General features: G+C 47.3%; 13 protein-coding genes and 2 tRNA genes. 8 read left to right on the top strand and 7 right to left on the bottom strand.

The genetic code is table 11. The annotated features are described in order from the left end of the window. Window positions 1-18 precede the first annotated feature (18 nt). Together P3B99_005035 and P3B99_005030 are read left to right on the top strand one after the other, a co-directional pair. Complete coding sequence (locus P3B99_005035) at window positions 19-1,422, top strand: carbohydrate porin (GenBank protein ID WYJ06576.1); 1,404 nt, start codon at window positions 19-21, stop codon at window positions 1,420-1,422. Between the two features lie 91 nt (window positions 1,423-1,513). Next, window positions 1,514-2,407, top strand: coding sequence for a hypothetical protein (locus tag P3B99_005030; GenBank protein ID WYJ06575.1), 894 nt, complete (start codon window positions 1,514-1,516; stop codon window positions 2,405-2,407). Window positions 2,408-2,492: 85 nt separating this feature from the next. Here the strand turns inward: P3B99_005030 and P3B99_005025 are convergent, their stop codons facing one another. Then, entirely contained in the window at window positions 2,493-3,713 is a 1,221-nt protein-coding gene (locus tag P3B99_005025; protein WYJ06574.1) for an acetylxylan esterase, read from the bottom strand. A 195-nt stretch (window positions 3,714-3,908) separates the two neighbouring features. Between P3B99_005025 and P3B99_005020 the strand changes: the two genes are divergently transcribed. From P3B99_005020 to P3B99_005010, 3 genes are all read left to right on the top strand, one after another. After that, window positions 3,909-4,634: a tetratricopeptide repeat protein gene (locus P3B99_005020; protein WYJ06573.1), complete on the top strand. Its 726-nt coding sequence runs from the start codon at window positions 3,909-3,911 to the stop codon at window positions 4,632-4,634. A 128-nt stretch (window positions 4,635-4,762) separates the two neighbouring features. Then, a tRNA-Ile gene (locus P3B99_005015) sits at window positions 4,763-4,835 on the top strand. A gap of 75 nt (window positions 4,836-4,910) precedes the next feature. Then, window positions 4,911-4,995 (top strand) — tRNA-Ser (locus P3B99_005010). A gap of 303 nt (window positions 4,996-5,298) precedes the next feature. Here the strand turns inward: P3B99_005010 and P3B99_005005 are convergent. Genes P3B99_005005 through P3B99_004995 form a run of 3 tightly spaced genes read right to left on the bottom strand, consistent with a single transcriptional unit; the run spans window position 5,299 to window position 10,036 of the window. After that, window positions 5,299-5,790 (bottom strand): hypothetical protein, encoded by a 492-nt coding sequence (locus tag P3B99_005005; protein WYJ06572.1) that lies wholly within the window; start codon window positions 5,788-5,790, stop codon window positions 5,299-5,301. Next, entirely contained in the window at window positions 5,787-8,420 is a 2,634-nt protein-coding gene (locus P3B99_005000) for a DEAD/DEAH box helicase family protein (protein ID WYJ06571.1), read from the bottom strand. Before P3B99_005000 ends, P3B99_005005 begins: the two co-directional genes overlap by 4 nt. Before the next feature lie 8 nt (window positions 8,421-8,428). Then, window positions 8,429-10,036: a site-specific DNA-methyltransferase gene (locus tag P3B99_004995; protein ID WYJ06570.1), complete on the bottom strand. Its 1,608-nt coding sequence runs from the start codon at window positions 10,034-10,036 to the stop codon at window positions 8,429-8,431. A gap of 290 nt (window positions 10,037-10,326) precedes the next feature. Here P3B99_004995 and P3B99_004990 point away from each other — a divergent pair, with 290 nt between their 5' ends. Genes P3B99_004990 through P3B99_004980 form a run of 3 tightly spaced genes read left to right on the top strand, consistent with a single transcriptional unit; the run spans window position 10,327 to window position 12,641 of the window. Further along, entirely contained in the window at window positions 10,327-11,082 is a 756-nt protein-coding gene (locus tag P3B99_004990; protein WYJ06569.1) for a hypothetical protein, read from the top strand. Between the two features lie 21 nt (window positions 11,083-11,103). Further along, complete coding sequence (locus P3B99_004985; protein WYJ06568.1) at window positions 11,104-11,529, top strand: DUF6876 family protein; 426 nt, start codon at window positions 11,104-11,106, stop codon at window positions 11,527-11,529. Beyond that, window positions 11,529-12,641: a hypothetical protein gene (locus tag P3B99_004980; protein ID WYJ06567.1), complete on the top strand. Its 1,113-nt coding sequence runs from the start codon at window positions 11,529-11,531 to the stop codon at window positions 12,639-12,641. The genes P3B99_004985 and P3B99_004980 overlap by 1 nt, the downstream gene beginning before the upstream one ends. Before the next feature lie 94 nt (window positions 12,642-12,735). On the opposite strand, the gene P3B99_004975 is transcribed toward P3B99_004980, so the two are convergent. From P3B99_004975 to P3B99_004965, 3 genes are all read right to left on the bottom strand, one after another. Further along, a complete protein-coding gene (locus P3B99_004975; protein WYJ06566.1) occupies window positions 12,736-13,269 on the bottom strand; it encodes a hypothetical protein in 534 nt (177 codons plus the stop codon). Between the two features lie 221 nt (window positions 13,270-13,490). Then, window positions 13,491-14,087, bottom strand: a complete 597-nt coding sequence (locus P3B99_004970; GenBank protein ID WYJ06565.1) for a hypothetical protein — start codon at window positions 14,085-14,087, stop codon at window positions 13,491-13,493. Window positions 14,088-14,102: 15 nt separating this feature from the next. Continuing rightward, window positions 14,103-14,522 carry a hypothetical protein gene (locus P3B99_004965; GenBank protein WYJ06564.1) on the bottom strand — a complete coding sequence of 140 codons (420 nt, stop codon included), beginning with the start codon at window positions 14,520-14,522 and terminating at the stop codon, window positions 14,103-14,105. Between the last annotated feature and the right edge of the window lie 107 nt (window positions 14,523-14,629).

Genomic DNA, 14,629 nt, shown 5'->3' with positions numbered 1-14,629 from the left:
AAACAGAACGGACACTTCATGGAAAAACGGAAAATCTTGGCGGCGTTCGCGGCAGTCGCGGCGGCATGCGGCTCTTTTGCCGAACCGAAACAATATTTCGGAGTCAAAAATTTCGACGGGCGCACCGACGCCCCCGTTCAGGCGGGCGCGGAATACTACGACGAACCGCTCGGCGGCGGGCACTTCCACGAGCTTACCTTTCAGGAGTGGTTCTACGCGCCCCACGCGCTGGCCAACATGTACGGCGCGCGACGCTACGCCGAAAACAACGGGATTGTTCCGACCGCCGCGTATTTGGGCAACTTCGCCTCGAACGTGTCGGGGGGAATGTCGCGCGGGGCGAGCAACACAAGCTCGGTGAATCTCGGCTTGGGCATAGACCTGCGCAAGCTCACGGGCGTAGAGTCTCTCGGCGGCTGGACAATCGGCAACGCATGGGCGTGGCGTTTCGGCGACAGCATTACAAAAAACAGAATCGGCAATGCGTTCAACGTACAGCAAAACTACGGCTCGCAGACGCTGAACTTGCAGTCGCTCTTCGCCGCCTACAACAGGGATTTCCTCTCCGACTGGCACCTGACATTCAAGCTCGGCCGCTTCGCCGCGGGCGACAACTTCATGTCGAAGCCCATCTACTGGCTCTACCAAAACAACGCTTTCGACGGCAACCCCGTGGGCGCGTTCAAGCAGACAAAACTTTCCGCCTACCCCGGTTCGACGTGGGCGGCGTATGTGCAGGTTGAACACAAAAACGGCGCGTACGCAAAGTCGGGCGTCTACAAAATCAACACCGCAAGGCAGGACGACATGCACGGGCTTGACTGGTCGTTCAACGGCGGCGGAGTCAACGCGAATTTCGAAATAGGGCGCGACTTCAACCACGACGGCAGCGGAAAGTCGCCCGCGAACATTTCGGCTGGCGTGATAGCGTCGTGGTACAACGCTCCGCACATAGACAACCCCTCGAAAATTTCGTACTTCAACTGTTCGGTATACGTGCAGGCGGACTACATGGTGTACAACATGGGGCCCGTCAAGGCGGACGAACCCTACTACATCGTGCGCGATGAGGACAAATGGCGCGACCTCCGCGGGCTGATTCTCTGGGGCGCGTTCCAGTACGACCCCTACGAAAACCTTGCCGACATGCCGATTTTCGTCAACGGCGGCGTGCTCTTCAACGCGCCGTTCGAGTCGCGCGCGGACGACGTCCTCTGTTTCGGCGTCGCATACGGCAAGTTTTCCGACAAGTACACGGGCGACATTCGCGGCTCTTACGAGGCGGTTTTCGAGCTGAACTACAAATTCCAGATAAACAAGTTTTCGTTTGTCCAGCCCAACGTGCAGTACGTGTTGAACACGGGCGGCGGAAAATACGGCGACGCCGTTGTGCTCGGTCTTCAATTCGGGCTTAATTTGTAGGCGTCGGGGGGCGGGCGCATTGTTTTTTCGGCGGCGGCCGCGGAGTCTTCCGCCGATTTTATTTTTTCGGATATTGTCCGATACGCCGAAAATGATTTGGTTTGCCGCAGGTCTTGCTTTCGCGTTCTTGAACGCAATAACAATGCTCATAAACCAGCGGTATAAGGTGGACGGACGGCTGATGTCGGGCATGCGCGGGATAGGCGTTGCGCTGCTGTTTTTGCCCGCGCTGTTTTTTGCGCCCGTTCCCAAAAACGGCGTCTTCTGGCTTCTGATTGCCGCCGAGGGGCTTGTCTCGACGTTCTACAACGCGCGTCTCTACGAGGCGTCGGCGCGGTACGGGGCGAATTCGACATCGCTTATAAACGTGCTCTCGATAGGCTTCGGGCTTGTGCTTTGGTGGATTGTCTTCCCGCGCAGGTTCGTCGCCCTTGCGGAGTCTCCCGCGACTTTTGCGGGCATATGGCTTTCGCTCGCGCTTGTCTGCGGCGGATTCTTCCTTTCGGCGAAACGCATTTTCGCCCGCGGGGAATTTTCGTACATGCTGCCCGCGGTCGTCGTCTTGGCTGCGATGATGATTATCCGAAAGGAAATCATGACCGACGCCGAATTTATGTCCGCAATGACCTACTATTGCGTGTGCTCCATATTTTTCAGCGGCGTCGCCAACCTTTCGATTTACGCTTTTCTGCGCGGCGGCATGATGGAGGCGACGCGCGGAGTTTCCAAGAGGACGCTTTTTGCGGGCGCGATGATGGCGATTGCAAGCGCGGCGACGATTTTCTGCGGGAACGTCTCGGCCCTCTATTCGCCCAACCCCGCGTACGTCTCGGCGGTAGCCCTCACAACGCCCCTTTGGACGATTCTGCTGAATTCCGCTTCTGGCGTCGGAACCCGACCCAAAATGATTCCGACAGCCGTGATGATTGCGGGCTTGGTGCTTCTGATTTATTTCGCCGACAAGCCCCTCCACCCCGTGTTTTAGACGCAAAAAAAATCCCGCAAAATTTTGCGGGATTTTTTCGGAAGCCGATTTGCGCGGGAGTCCGCGCATAGGAGGGATTTTCGCCCTACTTTTCCCTTACGGAAGTCGGATTCTTCTTCCACGGCGAGCGGTAGCCGTGCGTGCCGTTCTGCTTGAAGACGATTTTCGTATTCGGGTTCGCGTTGTTGTAGAGAACGGCGATTCCCGCAGGCGGGCAAACATAGTCGCCGAGGTACGCGAGGATTTCCACGGGGCACTTCACGCGCTTGATTGCGTTCGTGCTGTCGAAATAGAGCACCGCGGGCGTGTACGCGGGCTTGAAAAGCGACTTCTGGCGGCCTTCGTTTTCGGCGTTGAGGTTGCACATCCACGGAATCGTGGGCTTGCAAAGCGTGATGTCCTTGTCGAGAGCCGCAACGAAAATCGACTGGAAGCCGCCCATGCTTCCGCCGGAAACCGTGATGTCTTTGCCGTCCCATTCGGGGAGGGTCTTGGCGTATTCGATTGCTCGGAGGTCGCGGAGAATCATGAATTTGAAGTAGTTGTTTTCGGGGTTCTTTTCGGCGTTAAGCCCGAAACGCGCAAGCTTTACCTTCTGCTGCTTGTAGTATTCGCCGCTTTGCCCAAGCTCGTAGCTGTGGCGCGCCACCGAAAGCATAATGTAGCCGTCCTTGTACGGGGGATTGATTCTGCTCACGCCGTAGCCGTGGACGTTCACCCAAAGCGGAAGCGACTTCGCCTTGGCGTTTTCGGGAATCGTCAAGTACGCCTTGGCGGGCTTGCCAACGCAGTCGATTGTAAGAACGTAGGTCTTGAAGCCTTTTTTGCCCGCAACTTCCTTTCTGTCGCACTTCATCGGGACTTTTTTGAGGGCGTCGAGCTGCCTCTGCCAGAACGCGTCGAAGTCGGCGGGTTCGGGAGTCTTCTGGACGATTCTTCCGAAAGCCGCGCACGCGCCGCCGTCGAAGACGTCGATGTTCTTAACCTTTTTGCCGTTTTCGTCAACGGGAGTCGCGGTGATTCTGACAAACCCAGGGGTCGAAATCGACGTTTCGATTACGATGGGATCTTTGCCCGAAACCGCTTCGCCCGAAAAGGTCTTGCCGTCGTCGCCGCGTCGCGTCCACTTGACCTTCTGCCCCTCGACGATTTCGCCCTTGTCGTTCTGGATATTGAGCGAGAACTTCATTGTTTCGCCCGGTTTGTAGCTGAGCGCGCCCTTGTCGCACGAGCCTACAAAATAGGAGTTTGCCGCAAACAGCGTTGCGGATACGAACAGTAGTGATGATATTAGCAGTTTTTTCATTGTATATGAGTTTAAATATTTTTCGACCGCCGCGATTCGCCCGTATGCGCGGAACGCCGAAACATATTCGCCGTTCCGCGCTAAAACGTACACAATCGATTGCGGTGTTTTTGGAAATTTATGCGGTTTTTCTGCTTGATTACAAGCCAAAATTGTGGTGTACTCGTAGTTTAAGTAATCAATTTTTTCCGACATATGAGCGAAAACAATTTCAGAAAAGGCCCGCACGCTTCGAAAAACAAACCCACCGTTGCAGACGTCGAAATTCTCGCCGACGGCGCGGTTTCCTCGGCGGACGAACGCAAAACGGTCGTGCTCGACGAAGACCTCGAAGGCGTCGAATTCGAAGACAGGGTGTGGCTCTATTGGAAACGCAACAAGAATTTCATCATCACGTCGATAGCGGCGGCATTCGCAATCATCATCGGCGTGCAGGGCTATAAGATTTACGCGGCAAACGCAAAGGCGGAACTCGCAAACGCATACGCGTCGGCGCAGTCGGCGGACGAACTCGCAAAATTCGCCGAACAGAATTCGGGCAAGAAACTCGCGGGCGTGGCGCTGCTCCAAAACGCCGATAAACTCTTTGCCGACGGCAAATTCGCCGAAGCCCAAACGGCATACGAAAACGCGGGCAAAGACCTGAAAAAGACGGTGCTCGAAGGCCGCGCGCTCGTCGGGGCGGCTGCAAGCGCGGGGGCGCAGGACGCGTCAAAGGGAATCGAAGCTTTCGCAAAAGTCGCGGCGGATAAGTCGCTCGACGCAGTGTACTCGGCACAGGCAAACTATCTGCTGGGGCTGTACTACGCAAAGGCGGGGAAAACCGCGGAAGCGAAAACGGCATTCAAAACCGCGCTCGACAATAAGGGAGCGGGCTACTTCGGCAGAATGGCGGAAATGGAACTTTCGAAACTCGATTAATTTTTAATCGCAACCGAAAAACGCGCGGGAAAAGCCCCGCGCATTTTTTTTTTGCGCCGTTCGATTTTTTATGAAAAAATAGCTTGCAAGCGGACGCATGAAATGCGATAAATTAAGACTTTATATAAGGGCCTGTAGCTCAGCGGTCAGAGCAGGCGACTCATAATCGCTTGGTCGTGGGTTCAATCCCCACCGGGCCCATAAATAACCCGCAAAGATAGATGTGTTTTGAGTTCAAGCGCGGGGCGGTAAAATGAGCCGCAGAGAAAATTTCAAGGAGAGGTGGCAGAGTGGTCGATCGCGGCGGTCTTGAAAACCGTTGACTCGCAAGGGTCCGGGGGTTCGAATCCCTCTCTCTCCGTTTAAAATTTCACGCAACAAGCCCATTTTCAGCAAGTTCTGAATCTGGGCTTATTTATGGGACAACACCCCTATTTGCAAGTAATTGATTATTAGGGTTCAACAAAAGCCAGAGCACACCAGACGTGCAACTAAACTGCAACCGCCACTTGGCACCACAACTTGGCGACGATATTGTGAGGAGATTTTAAGTTTAAATTTTTTCTTCACCACAATCTTTGACGTAGAGCGTTTTTATTTTTCTTTTGGAGACGGTTTAGGACGCTCGGATTTAGGAGGAAGAAGACCTCTTTTTTCTGACATATTATCCCTTTCTTTCAGGAGTTTTATCTTTTGATACAGAAGGACGTTCTGTTGAAGGATGGCTCAATCCAGCTGTTGGATTCTCTTTTTGAGTTGGAGGCATTGTAATTTCGCATGAATTATTTGACATAAATAGTTGAAAAAAAGTTAAAAAGACAAATGATATTATTCCTAATGCAAGTGTTATATTTCTAAATGTTTCGATTTTTCCAGAACGTTCATAAGATATATTAGAATTATCACTCTCTTCTGATAAGGCTTCTATACTTCCTTGTCTTGAAAGATAAGTAGAGAACAATTCAGAAATAGCAGAGAAAACAAAAAGAAGAAACGTTAATGAAAATAATGTTTTATTAGATTCATATTTCATAACATTTACTCCGAGAAATCCAATCGCTCCCCAAGAAATTGTAAAAATTGCTTTTGAGAGCCAAAGGGTGTTTTCTTCATAATACCTATTGAATTTTTCTCGTTCTCTTTTGTTTATACTCATTTCAACATTTTTTTAATTTCGACCTGATAAGTATCTTTTTCTGCCATTAAGAATAGGCATTTCCCTTTAGAGCGTTCAGCCCAAAGATTTCCTATTACCTTTTTTGCTTCGGAATCATCATTTGAAATAAGATGTCCGCCCTTATACTCGATAGCAAATATTCTGCCGTCATTTAGCATACAGACAAAGTCTGGATAAAAACGATAATTTGCCGTCGGTAACCAGAAAGATGTATCTACTTTTTGCTCAATATTTCTTACCCAATATTTTACTTCTGGCAAATTGTCGATATAGTGAGCGCATTCCAATTCTTCTGCGTTTAAATCTGCTACTTGCCTATAATAGTGTTTTTTAAAAGTATTTTCTATTTGCTTATTCACGGGATATTTATCTGGGGCGAAATTGAAAACGTAACTATTATTTTCAGAAAGGCTCAAAGGCGTTTCAGTTGAATTTATCAATAATTCAAGTTGCCTCTCGAAATATGACGATTCAGAGGTATTTTTATGTTTTTGAAAAAGTCCTCTCACAAACTTCACATATCCCCAACGTTCACGAATAAAGTCAGACAATTTCGCATTATGTAACTTAATTGTACCGTTTAAAATATAAACAATAAATGCTATTGCAGCAGACCTATCAGTATCTGGGTGAAGAATGTTTCTATCGAGCCACGATACTAATTGCGATTCCGACCAATTTTCAGTAGGTGTAATAATATTTAAATCTTGTTGAATATCACTCGTAAAATCAAGTTTTACCTTACCGTATTTATCTATTGTACCAAGTACGACATCGGAATCTTTACGATTGGGGTCGAATGCAAAATTTTCTGGATTGTCCTTGTAATCAAGAATGTTCCAATCAGCATCAAAGAGCCTTGTATCTGTATCAAGTAACTCAAATTCCCCTTGAATAAGTACACCGAGAGTGGGAACTTTAAATGGCTCACTTCTATCCGCAGGAGTTGAAAAAATTTCTTCCGTTTGTGCACGTTGTTGCGCTATGGCAGTCTTAATTGCTTCCTTATCTTCCTCATTGGAAACAAGCCCTAAAATTTCCTCTTCTACTTCTGGAGGAACTACCGCAGTAACGGTCAATTCTTTCGTTTCAGGATTAAATTCAATAGTCTCTTGCGCTTCTTGTGATAAATCCTTTGTAGTAATATTAGACTTCAAAGAACAAGTTTTCTTAGGAATAGAACATTTCAATGGTAGCGTAGTTTGTTCTTGTTCTGGAACAAAGTCCTCTGCTTCCATTTTTTCAAAGCCGTTTTCAATTAACGAATCTCTTAAAGCTGTTGCTGCTTGTTGAAAATTATCTGAAACGGAAAATGCATAAGCGCAATTTAATGGAATTGATTGCTTTTTCGTAACGTGAGGTAGGCGAAGAATTCTACCCAAAATTTGTTCTACTGCCGTTTCAGAACTTTGATTTGCCAAAGAACATAAAACATATGCAAACGGGCAGTCCCAACCCTCTTTCAATGAATCCACTGTTATTATATAGCGAATCTTGCAATCTGGTGAAAGTAAATCTTTACCTTTTGACTCACTTCTCTCGTATGCTTCCATAGCAACTTCTTGCTTAGGAATATTGCATTCTTCAAGGAGATATTTCTCAATAACGTCTGTCGTGATATTTTCAGGGTGCGCTTGTTCTCTATTTTGCGCCTTTATCAACATTATCGGGCGTATATATTCCTGCGTATTTATCTTTTCGAGTTTCGCAAGTTCACTTAGTACGTTTAATTCAGAAATAGCGTGATTTAACGTATCTTTCCAATTACGTTTTACCTCAAGACGTATTGGAAGTTTTATCATATTTTCCGTATAAAGCTCTCGAGCAGAAACATGATGCAAAACATTGCTTGCCGTATTTTTTTTTGTTCCCTTAGAGGGGGTTGCCGTAAATTCAATTATTGCTGACGGACTAAATTTACGTAACATATCAAACGACAGAGAGCTTCTTGCATTGTGCGCTTCGTCAACAATTACAATCGGATGACGCATACGCAATACATTAGCGAAAGAATATTCAACTAAACCATTTTCGTCTTTTAAAAGCTTGTCGGAAACGCTTGAATCAAGCCCCGAAAAGTGGGACATTAGACTGCCGTTTTCACGATATGCTTTACGTCCCTCTTCATTTTCTACTCTAAAGGATTGTAAAGTAGAAACGATAATTGTTGTTGCCCCGTCTAAGGTCGCCTTTGAAATACCAAAGCATTCTTTAATTTCTCTAACTTCAATTTCGCCAAGAGTGGAATCTAAAGCTTGTCGATATGGGTGATTTGGATTCTTTAAGGCATTTAATGTTTGAACTCTAATAGGGTCGCTTGGAACAAGCCAGAGGACACAAGCGTGGTCTTGTTTTAATAAATTATCCTTGGCAATTCGTATAGAATGGCATGCTAATAAAGTTTTCCCGCCGCCAGTTGGCAACCTAAGGCAGACGTATGGCATGTTTGCGTCAAAACCTTCAATAGCTCTGTAATCTCGATTTTCCTTAAAGCGATTATATAAAGTGTCTATAAAAGACTTTCTTGCGTCGTGAGTTTGAGCCACATTATCAAAATATTCCGTAAGCGTATCTAAAGCTTCTTGTTGATAGTTTTTTAGCAAAATCATAGTTACACCTATCTGTCGAAAATTGTGTATGGAATTTGGCGGAATACTATATTGTTTTTCCGCAATACTGATTCACTTAGTCCGCAAGCAGTTCCGTATATAATTTTTACGCCGTTATGTTTTGGGAGAGTTGCCAAAACCTTTTGAGTTAATCTATTCCCTCCTTGCACAGAAGAATCTTTTAGAATACCGTTATAAAGTAAGTAAATAGCAACATCATTTGAAACTCCCACAAGAGGAGAATCAAATTCAGTCTTTGCTGAATCAAGCGGAGTGCCTGTCGCCATGAAGAAAACGTGTCGTGCTAAATCGGCGTATCCAATTTTTGGATTGATGTCGCCGTTCGCAGAAAACATTTGTTCACCAAGCCTAACAAATTTGAAGCCTTCTAAATCTTTTATTTTAAGTTTGTCTATAACCTTTTGTGCTCGCTTAGAAGTGACGTTTTCAGCGATTTCTGGGAGCATCTCTACGCAGACAAACTTGCGATTTCCGCCATCTTCTTTATTTAATTCCATCACAGCTTGAGCGGTTGTTCCGCTGCCTGCAAACGAGTCTAGAATTATAGAATCTTTATCAGAAGATATATTTATAATATGTTTAATTAATTCAACAGGCTTTGGATTATCAAAGTTAAAAGAAGAATTTATTGCTTTTAAATCCTTTGTTCCTTTTTCAGTTGAACCATATTTATCCCAAAATTTTTCTTCGTTTTCTAAGATATCTTCAGTTCCTTCATCCTCGAATTCAAGTATATTTGGTTGTGCGGAAAATGTATCTTTTTCTTCAAAGTCGTATATTTTTAATTTTACAATACCATTATCTAATATGAATCTATTTTTCTTTTCTAATTCACGAGCTAACTCTAATCCTATCTGCCATCTTTTCCCATCTCGTGGTTTTTGTCCCAAAATTTCAAACAACATTGTAGCACGAGCATATTCTCCTTCTCCTTTTTTTTCGATTACAGTAGTTCTGTAATTTCCTAATTCATCAGAACAAGGATGCATCCTTGTTTTTTTGGATTTAACTCGTAAATTTATTGCTGAATTTTTTTTCTTATAACAAGTTATATACTCAGTTAGTGTACTTGTAGAAACGCCTCGAACATTTGTTGACGTACCCTTTTTTTTCCAAATAAAAGTAGCGACAAAATTATGACTTCCTAAAATTTCATCTAAGATAAATCGCAATGATGGTTGTTCATTATCGTCCAAACTAATGAAAATTGCACCATTTTCACATAAAAATTCTTTTAACAATGAAAGACGAGGATACATCATACAAAGCCATTTGTCATGGCGAGAAAGATCCTCCATTTCTCTACCAACAACTTTCCCGAGCCACTTCTTTATTTCTGGCGAATTTACATTATCATTATAAACCCATTTCTCTTCGCCAGTATTGTATGGGGGATCTATGTAAATACATTTTACTTTACCTTTATAATAAGGAAGTAAAGCTCTAAGAGCTTCAAGATTATCTCCTTCAACAATGAGATTTCCTGAATCCTTTTGCCCATAACAAAGCGTAGATTCTTCTGTCATAATTCTATACGGAACTTCTCTATGATGGTTTAATACTGCTTTTTTCCCTATCCAATCCAGTGTAGGCATATCTCAGATTCCTTTAAAATTTTACGTTCTTAAGTAGCCTAGCTTTTTGCAAAAAATCTTCAAGCCTTCTTTCCGCCAATCTCAAAGAAACATATAATATATCTATAATAATCTTGACAAATGGGGTTGTTTTGGGTTATAATTACGCCACTATGGCGAAGATTACGAAGAGATATTGCGAAGGCAGAAAATCGCCCTATCAACTGTTTTGGATTGAGCGAGGCGTAAGGCATTCAAGGTTCTTTGAAACGGAAGAAGCAAGGGACGATTTTCTAAGGCTTAACGGACATTTGGATAAACGCTCTTTTGAGGCGCTTTTGGGAATTGACGAAAATACCATTTCGGACATCTCCTACATTGAGTCTATCAGAGGGAACGTAAGTTTCCGCGATATGTGGGAATTTTGGGCAAAGAACCACAAATTAAGGCGTGTATTAACTCTTTGGGACGCTTGCGACGAATACTTGCAGGGCGTTCCCGAATGCTACTACAAACCGACCGTACAGACAAAGCCGCATTGCAAACTTGCAATTTTCAATTCCTTCGCGTGGTGGACTCCCGCGCATTGCATAGCAAACAGGGCAGCCGCAATCGTCGCGCTTGCAAAGCAGATAAAGTCGGCCGGCGCGGGCGTTTCGGCGGCAATCGCTTTCCGCCAAATCCACAAAAGCGGCGCAAGCGCGCAAACGCTTTTCCCCGTTAATCTGGACGCGCTAAACCTCGGAAAATTCGCGTTTATGATGTCCCCGACATTCTTCCGCACATACATTTTTATGATGATGGAAAGCCAATTTAATTATTGGCAACGCGCCAAATCCGCCGCGTCGGAAGTAATTTCCCCTTCGGGCACGCCCGACCATCTAAGGCAAATCAATTTCCCCGACGGATACCAAGATTTTATTCACGGCGGGCGCACAAAAGCGCAGGTAAGGAAGCTTAACATCGAACATATGAAAGACCTCTACGGCACGCCCGAACGCGCATTCGAAACAATCAAAAAGCAATTCGCCGAAAACGTCGAACGAATCAAACACCTTCAAAAATAACATCAACAGAAAGGAAACACAATGAAGACAACCAAACCCGAACCCACCACCGCCGCCGAACTCGAAGCCGCTTTAAGCGGCTACATCGGAACGGAACACTACTACACAAGCCCGACATTCGGCGCGCGCGGCTTGCGCTACACCGACGGAATCCGCGCAATGGCGGAACTTGCGGGCGCGTACTGGCTGCTCGACACAATCCACGCGGCCGCAATAGACAACCCGCAATTTAAGGCAAGTTTGTGGGCGGTCAGAATGGAGAGCGAAAACGACAAAGGCAGGCTTTTAATAGCGTTCGACTTTCGCGACGACGGCACGCCCATCGACTCGCGCGACAACGTCGGGCAAGCCGATTTTTCGCAGGAGTTTGACTATACCGACTTCCCCGCAGGCGCGTTCAACTTCTATATCCACGGCGGCGTAATTCTGCTTCAATCCGAATACTAATGAAAACGAAAACCCAGCAAACACTCGAACAAATGCTTTTCGCCCGCCTGAAAAAGACGGGCGGAAAGTACCGCGCCCGCACGTCAATCGACGGCGCACGCACGCGCCTGACGATAGAGGCAAGCAGCAAACGCAACGCCGCGACTGCGGCGGCAAACGCAATCACGGAACGCGCCGCCGCCCGCAAAAATCCGAAGCTTGCCGACATCTTGGCAGTCTACAAAACGCTCGCCGCCGCAAACAACAGCGGCGCAAGCTTGAAGCCCGCAACCGCGCACAAAAACGCGCAATCGCTTATGCTAATTCTCCGCGCGGCAAAGCTCGACGCGCTAACAATAACGCTATCAGAACTCACGCCGCAAATCGTCGAAACGTGGCGGCGTTATTGCTATCAAAAAGCGGGCTTGAACTGGAACATTCCCAACCCCGACAAAAACACAAGTTTAAATTCGACGTGGCGACAGGCAAAAAGCGTGTTCTCGCGCCGCGCGCTAGAAGCGTACGCCCGCGCGGGCTACACCATACCGCAAAACGCAATCGACTTTGCCGAAACGCCCGAACTCACGCCGACCAAAAAGCTCGGCTTTTCGCCAATAGACGAAGAGACCGACGCAACATTAAAACGCCTTTCCGCGCTCGCGCTCGACGGCAAACGCGGGCAGGGCATACCCGCGCCCGACGTTGCCGCAATGTACCAGATGGCGCGCTTCGCGGGAATGACGCTAAACGAAATCAAGCATTTCCGCCCCTCTTGGATAGTCCGCCGACGCGGCGCAACCTACATCAACGTAGCCGAAGACGGCGCGTTTACCACAAAGCGCGGAACGAAAAACCGCCAAATCCCCGTCGACCGCGACCGCCTCGACAAGTGGCTCGCCGCAATCAAAAATACCGACTTCGAAGCCGCGCAAACCTACAAACGCGCCAACGAATGGCTCAAAGCCTACCTTCCCGACCGCACAAAAAAGCTCCACGAAATGCGAAAAATGGCTTGCTCCGAAATGCTCGAGCGCACGGGAAACATTTTTCTTGCATCAAAATTCATCGGCAATAGCGTAAATACAACCACAAAATATTACGCAAACCTGCTAACGGCAATAAAACCGTTGTAGCAAAAATACATTTCGGACAAGCAAGTTCATTTTGCTTTTCCTTATGCTTGATTCCATAGGCGACGCGGCAACCCCGCGCCGCCTATTTCTTTGCCTACTTTTTCTCCAAATACTTCTTGAACTCAGGCTTTTTTGCATATCCCTCATAGGCGGATTGCCTTAACAAATCGTCGTCGCCAAGTTCCTTCTGAATCGAATCGAGCAATTCCGCGAAGCCGTTTTCGTTATTGATTCTTTTGATAATGTCCTCGCGAACCGCAGCTCTAAATTCGGCGGGATATTCCAACCCCGCACTTTTTTCATTTTTTTGAGCGTTCTTCTCCGTGCCGCTCCGCGAGACCTCTTGCTTCTTTTTCATCTCCCAAGAAAGACGCTTGTAGGCGCGAATCCTCTTATCGCGCAACGGATTTTCCATTGAAGACCAGTTGAGTTCGGTATTTTCGCTATCGCTCACCCAATAATCGCCCGTATTTTTATCGTAGCCCCATTCATACCCCCTTTTACTACACGAAATATAATACCTGTCTTTGTTGTAGCTAACCCAAGAGCTAACGCAAACCGACAAAAACGCCGCCAGCGACGCAATCAACACGGCGACAATCAACCTATCTTTCAACATATTTTTCATAGCATACCTTTCAAAAAAAAAGACGGGCAAACCCTTTCGAGCTTACCCGCTTTTAATTCCCAGTCTTGCGACTGACCTTCAACCTTGCGGTTGCGTGTTTGCATTTACATTTTGCAATGTATGCGCATTCACATTTAGATTCGTTCTAATTCAAACAAACCCTATCGGGCTTGACGGCAAACAACAAAAAACACTTTTCTTTAAAACGCAAGCATAAAAAATCAATTTTTCCATTTTTTATATTTTTCCTCGGAATAAATCAGCTCCTTGTACGCGCTTTCGGCAAGACTGTCGATTTTCTTCTTGTTGTCGAGAATCGCCGCGCGCTTTTGGCGGGGCGTAAGCTCGGTTGAATTTTTCGCCGCGCTTATCGCCGCGTTGATTTCGGAAATCGACTTGATAACCAAATTTATCTCGCGCTCGCGCGACATCGCCACGCCGTCGCGCCTGCCCTCGTACCACTCCGCGCGCCGAATCTGCGCGGGCGTCCAAGTACGCGCGGGAAGCTTGTGCTCGCTTACTTTCTTCACCGTACCCTTAATCTGCGCCCATTCCGTCTTGCCCTCGTAAAACTTCTGGACATATCGGCTCGCCGAATACTCGGGCACAATAAACTTGTCCAAACCCGTAAGCCTGCTTTCTTTTCCATTCGGGGCACAAAGATAGCCTTTCTTCCGCTTCCCGTCGGGATTCGTCCACTTGGCTTTTACCTCTTTTATCTGCCGTTCGACTTCCTTTATTTCCGCGTCGGTAGGCTTCCATTCTTTCCGCCTTATCGCCCGACTGAAACTCATCTCCGCCGTGCCGTCGTCGAACAAACCGCCCGTATCTTCTTAGGTTTCAACACCCGCGCCCTGTTCGATGTTTTCGCTGTTCTCCGCTTTATCGAACAAGCCCGCTTTTTTGCGTATCTTGTCCATAATTTCGGGTTCGGGCGTGGGACTCATCAGCCTGCTGTTCTCGTATTCAAGCGCGGCAACTGCGGCGCGCACAGCGTCGGGGTTGTTGATGTCAACGCCCATCTCGCGCGCAATTTCGGGGCGTTTGATTACACCCTTTACCGCCAGTATCCTCTGCTTGTTCTGCTTCACAAGCTCGCCCGCCGCTTTCGAAAGCGCAACCATTTCACGCATCGCCGAATCGTCTACGCCGAACAGGTCTCCCTGCACGGCTTCGCCCGTGGCATTGCCCCCGCCCTCGCCCTTGAAGGCTTTGAGCCTGCGCGTGTGGATTTCAAGCGTGGTAGCGTCCATACCCTTTGCGGAATCGAGCGCGGCATTCTGAACGTCCGCGTCGTTACGCGCGGACGCGCCGCAAGGTATTCGAGCACGTCGGTTCTGCACTGCTGGTTTTCCTTCGC

It is taken from the genome of Opitutia bacterium KCR 482, assembly GCA_029269845.2.
Classification (GTDB): Bacteria; Verrucomicrobiota; Verrucomicrobiia; order Opitutales; family Intestinicryptomonadaceae; genus Merdousia.
Note: the sequence above shows the minus strand (reverse complement) of the source record. Positions and strands in the feature narration are given on the sequence as shown.

Bases quoted from the DNA above. Each gene is read 5' to 3' on its own strand.
- P3B99_005025 (WYJ06574.1), bottom strand. From the start codon at position 3,713: ATGAAAAAACTGCTAATATCATCACTACTGTTCGTATCCGCAACGCTG.
- P3B99_005035 (WYJ06576.1), top strand. From the start codon at position 19: ATGGAAAAACGGAAAATCTTGGCGGCGTTCGCGGCAGTCGCGGCGGCA.
- P3B99_005030 (WYJ06575.1), top strand. From the start codon at position 1,514: ATGATTTGGTTTGCCGCAGGTCTTGCTTTCGCGTTCTTGAACGCAATA.
- P3B99_005020 (WYJ06573.1), top strand. From the start codon at position 3,909: ATGAGCGAAAACAATTTCAGAAAAGGCCCGCACGCTTCGAAAAACAAA.
- P3B99_005005 (WYJ06572.1), bottom strand. From the start codon at position 5,790: ATGAGTATAAACAAAAGAGAACGAGAAAAATTCAATAGGTATTATGAA.
- P3B99_004980 (WYJ06567.1), top strand. From the start codon at position 11,529: ATGAAAACGAAAACCCAGCAAACACTCGAACAAATGCTTTTCGCCCGC.
- P3B99_004995 (WYJ06570.1), bottom strand. From the start codon at position 10,036: ATGCCTACACTGGATTGGATAGGGAAAAAAGCAGTATTAAACCATCAT.
- P3B99_004985 (WYJ06568.1), top strand. From the start codon at position 11,104: ATGAAGACAACCAAACCCGAACCCACCACCGCCGCCGAACTCGAAGCC.
- P3B99_005000 (WYJ06571.1), bottom strand. From the start codon at position 8,420: ATGATTTTGCTAAAAAACTATCAACAAGAAGCTTTAGATACGCTTACG.
- P3B99_004975 (WYJ06566.1), bottom strand. From the start codon at position 13,269: ATGAAAAATATGTTGAAAGATAGGTTGATTGTCGCCGTGTTGATTGCG.
- P3B99_004965 (WYJ06564.1), bottom strand. From the start codon at position 14,522: ATGGACGCTACCACGCTTGAAATCCACACGCGCAGGCTCAAAGCCTTC.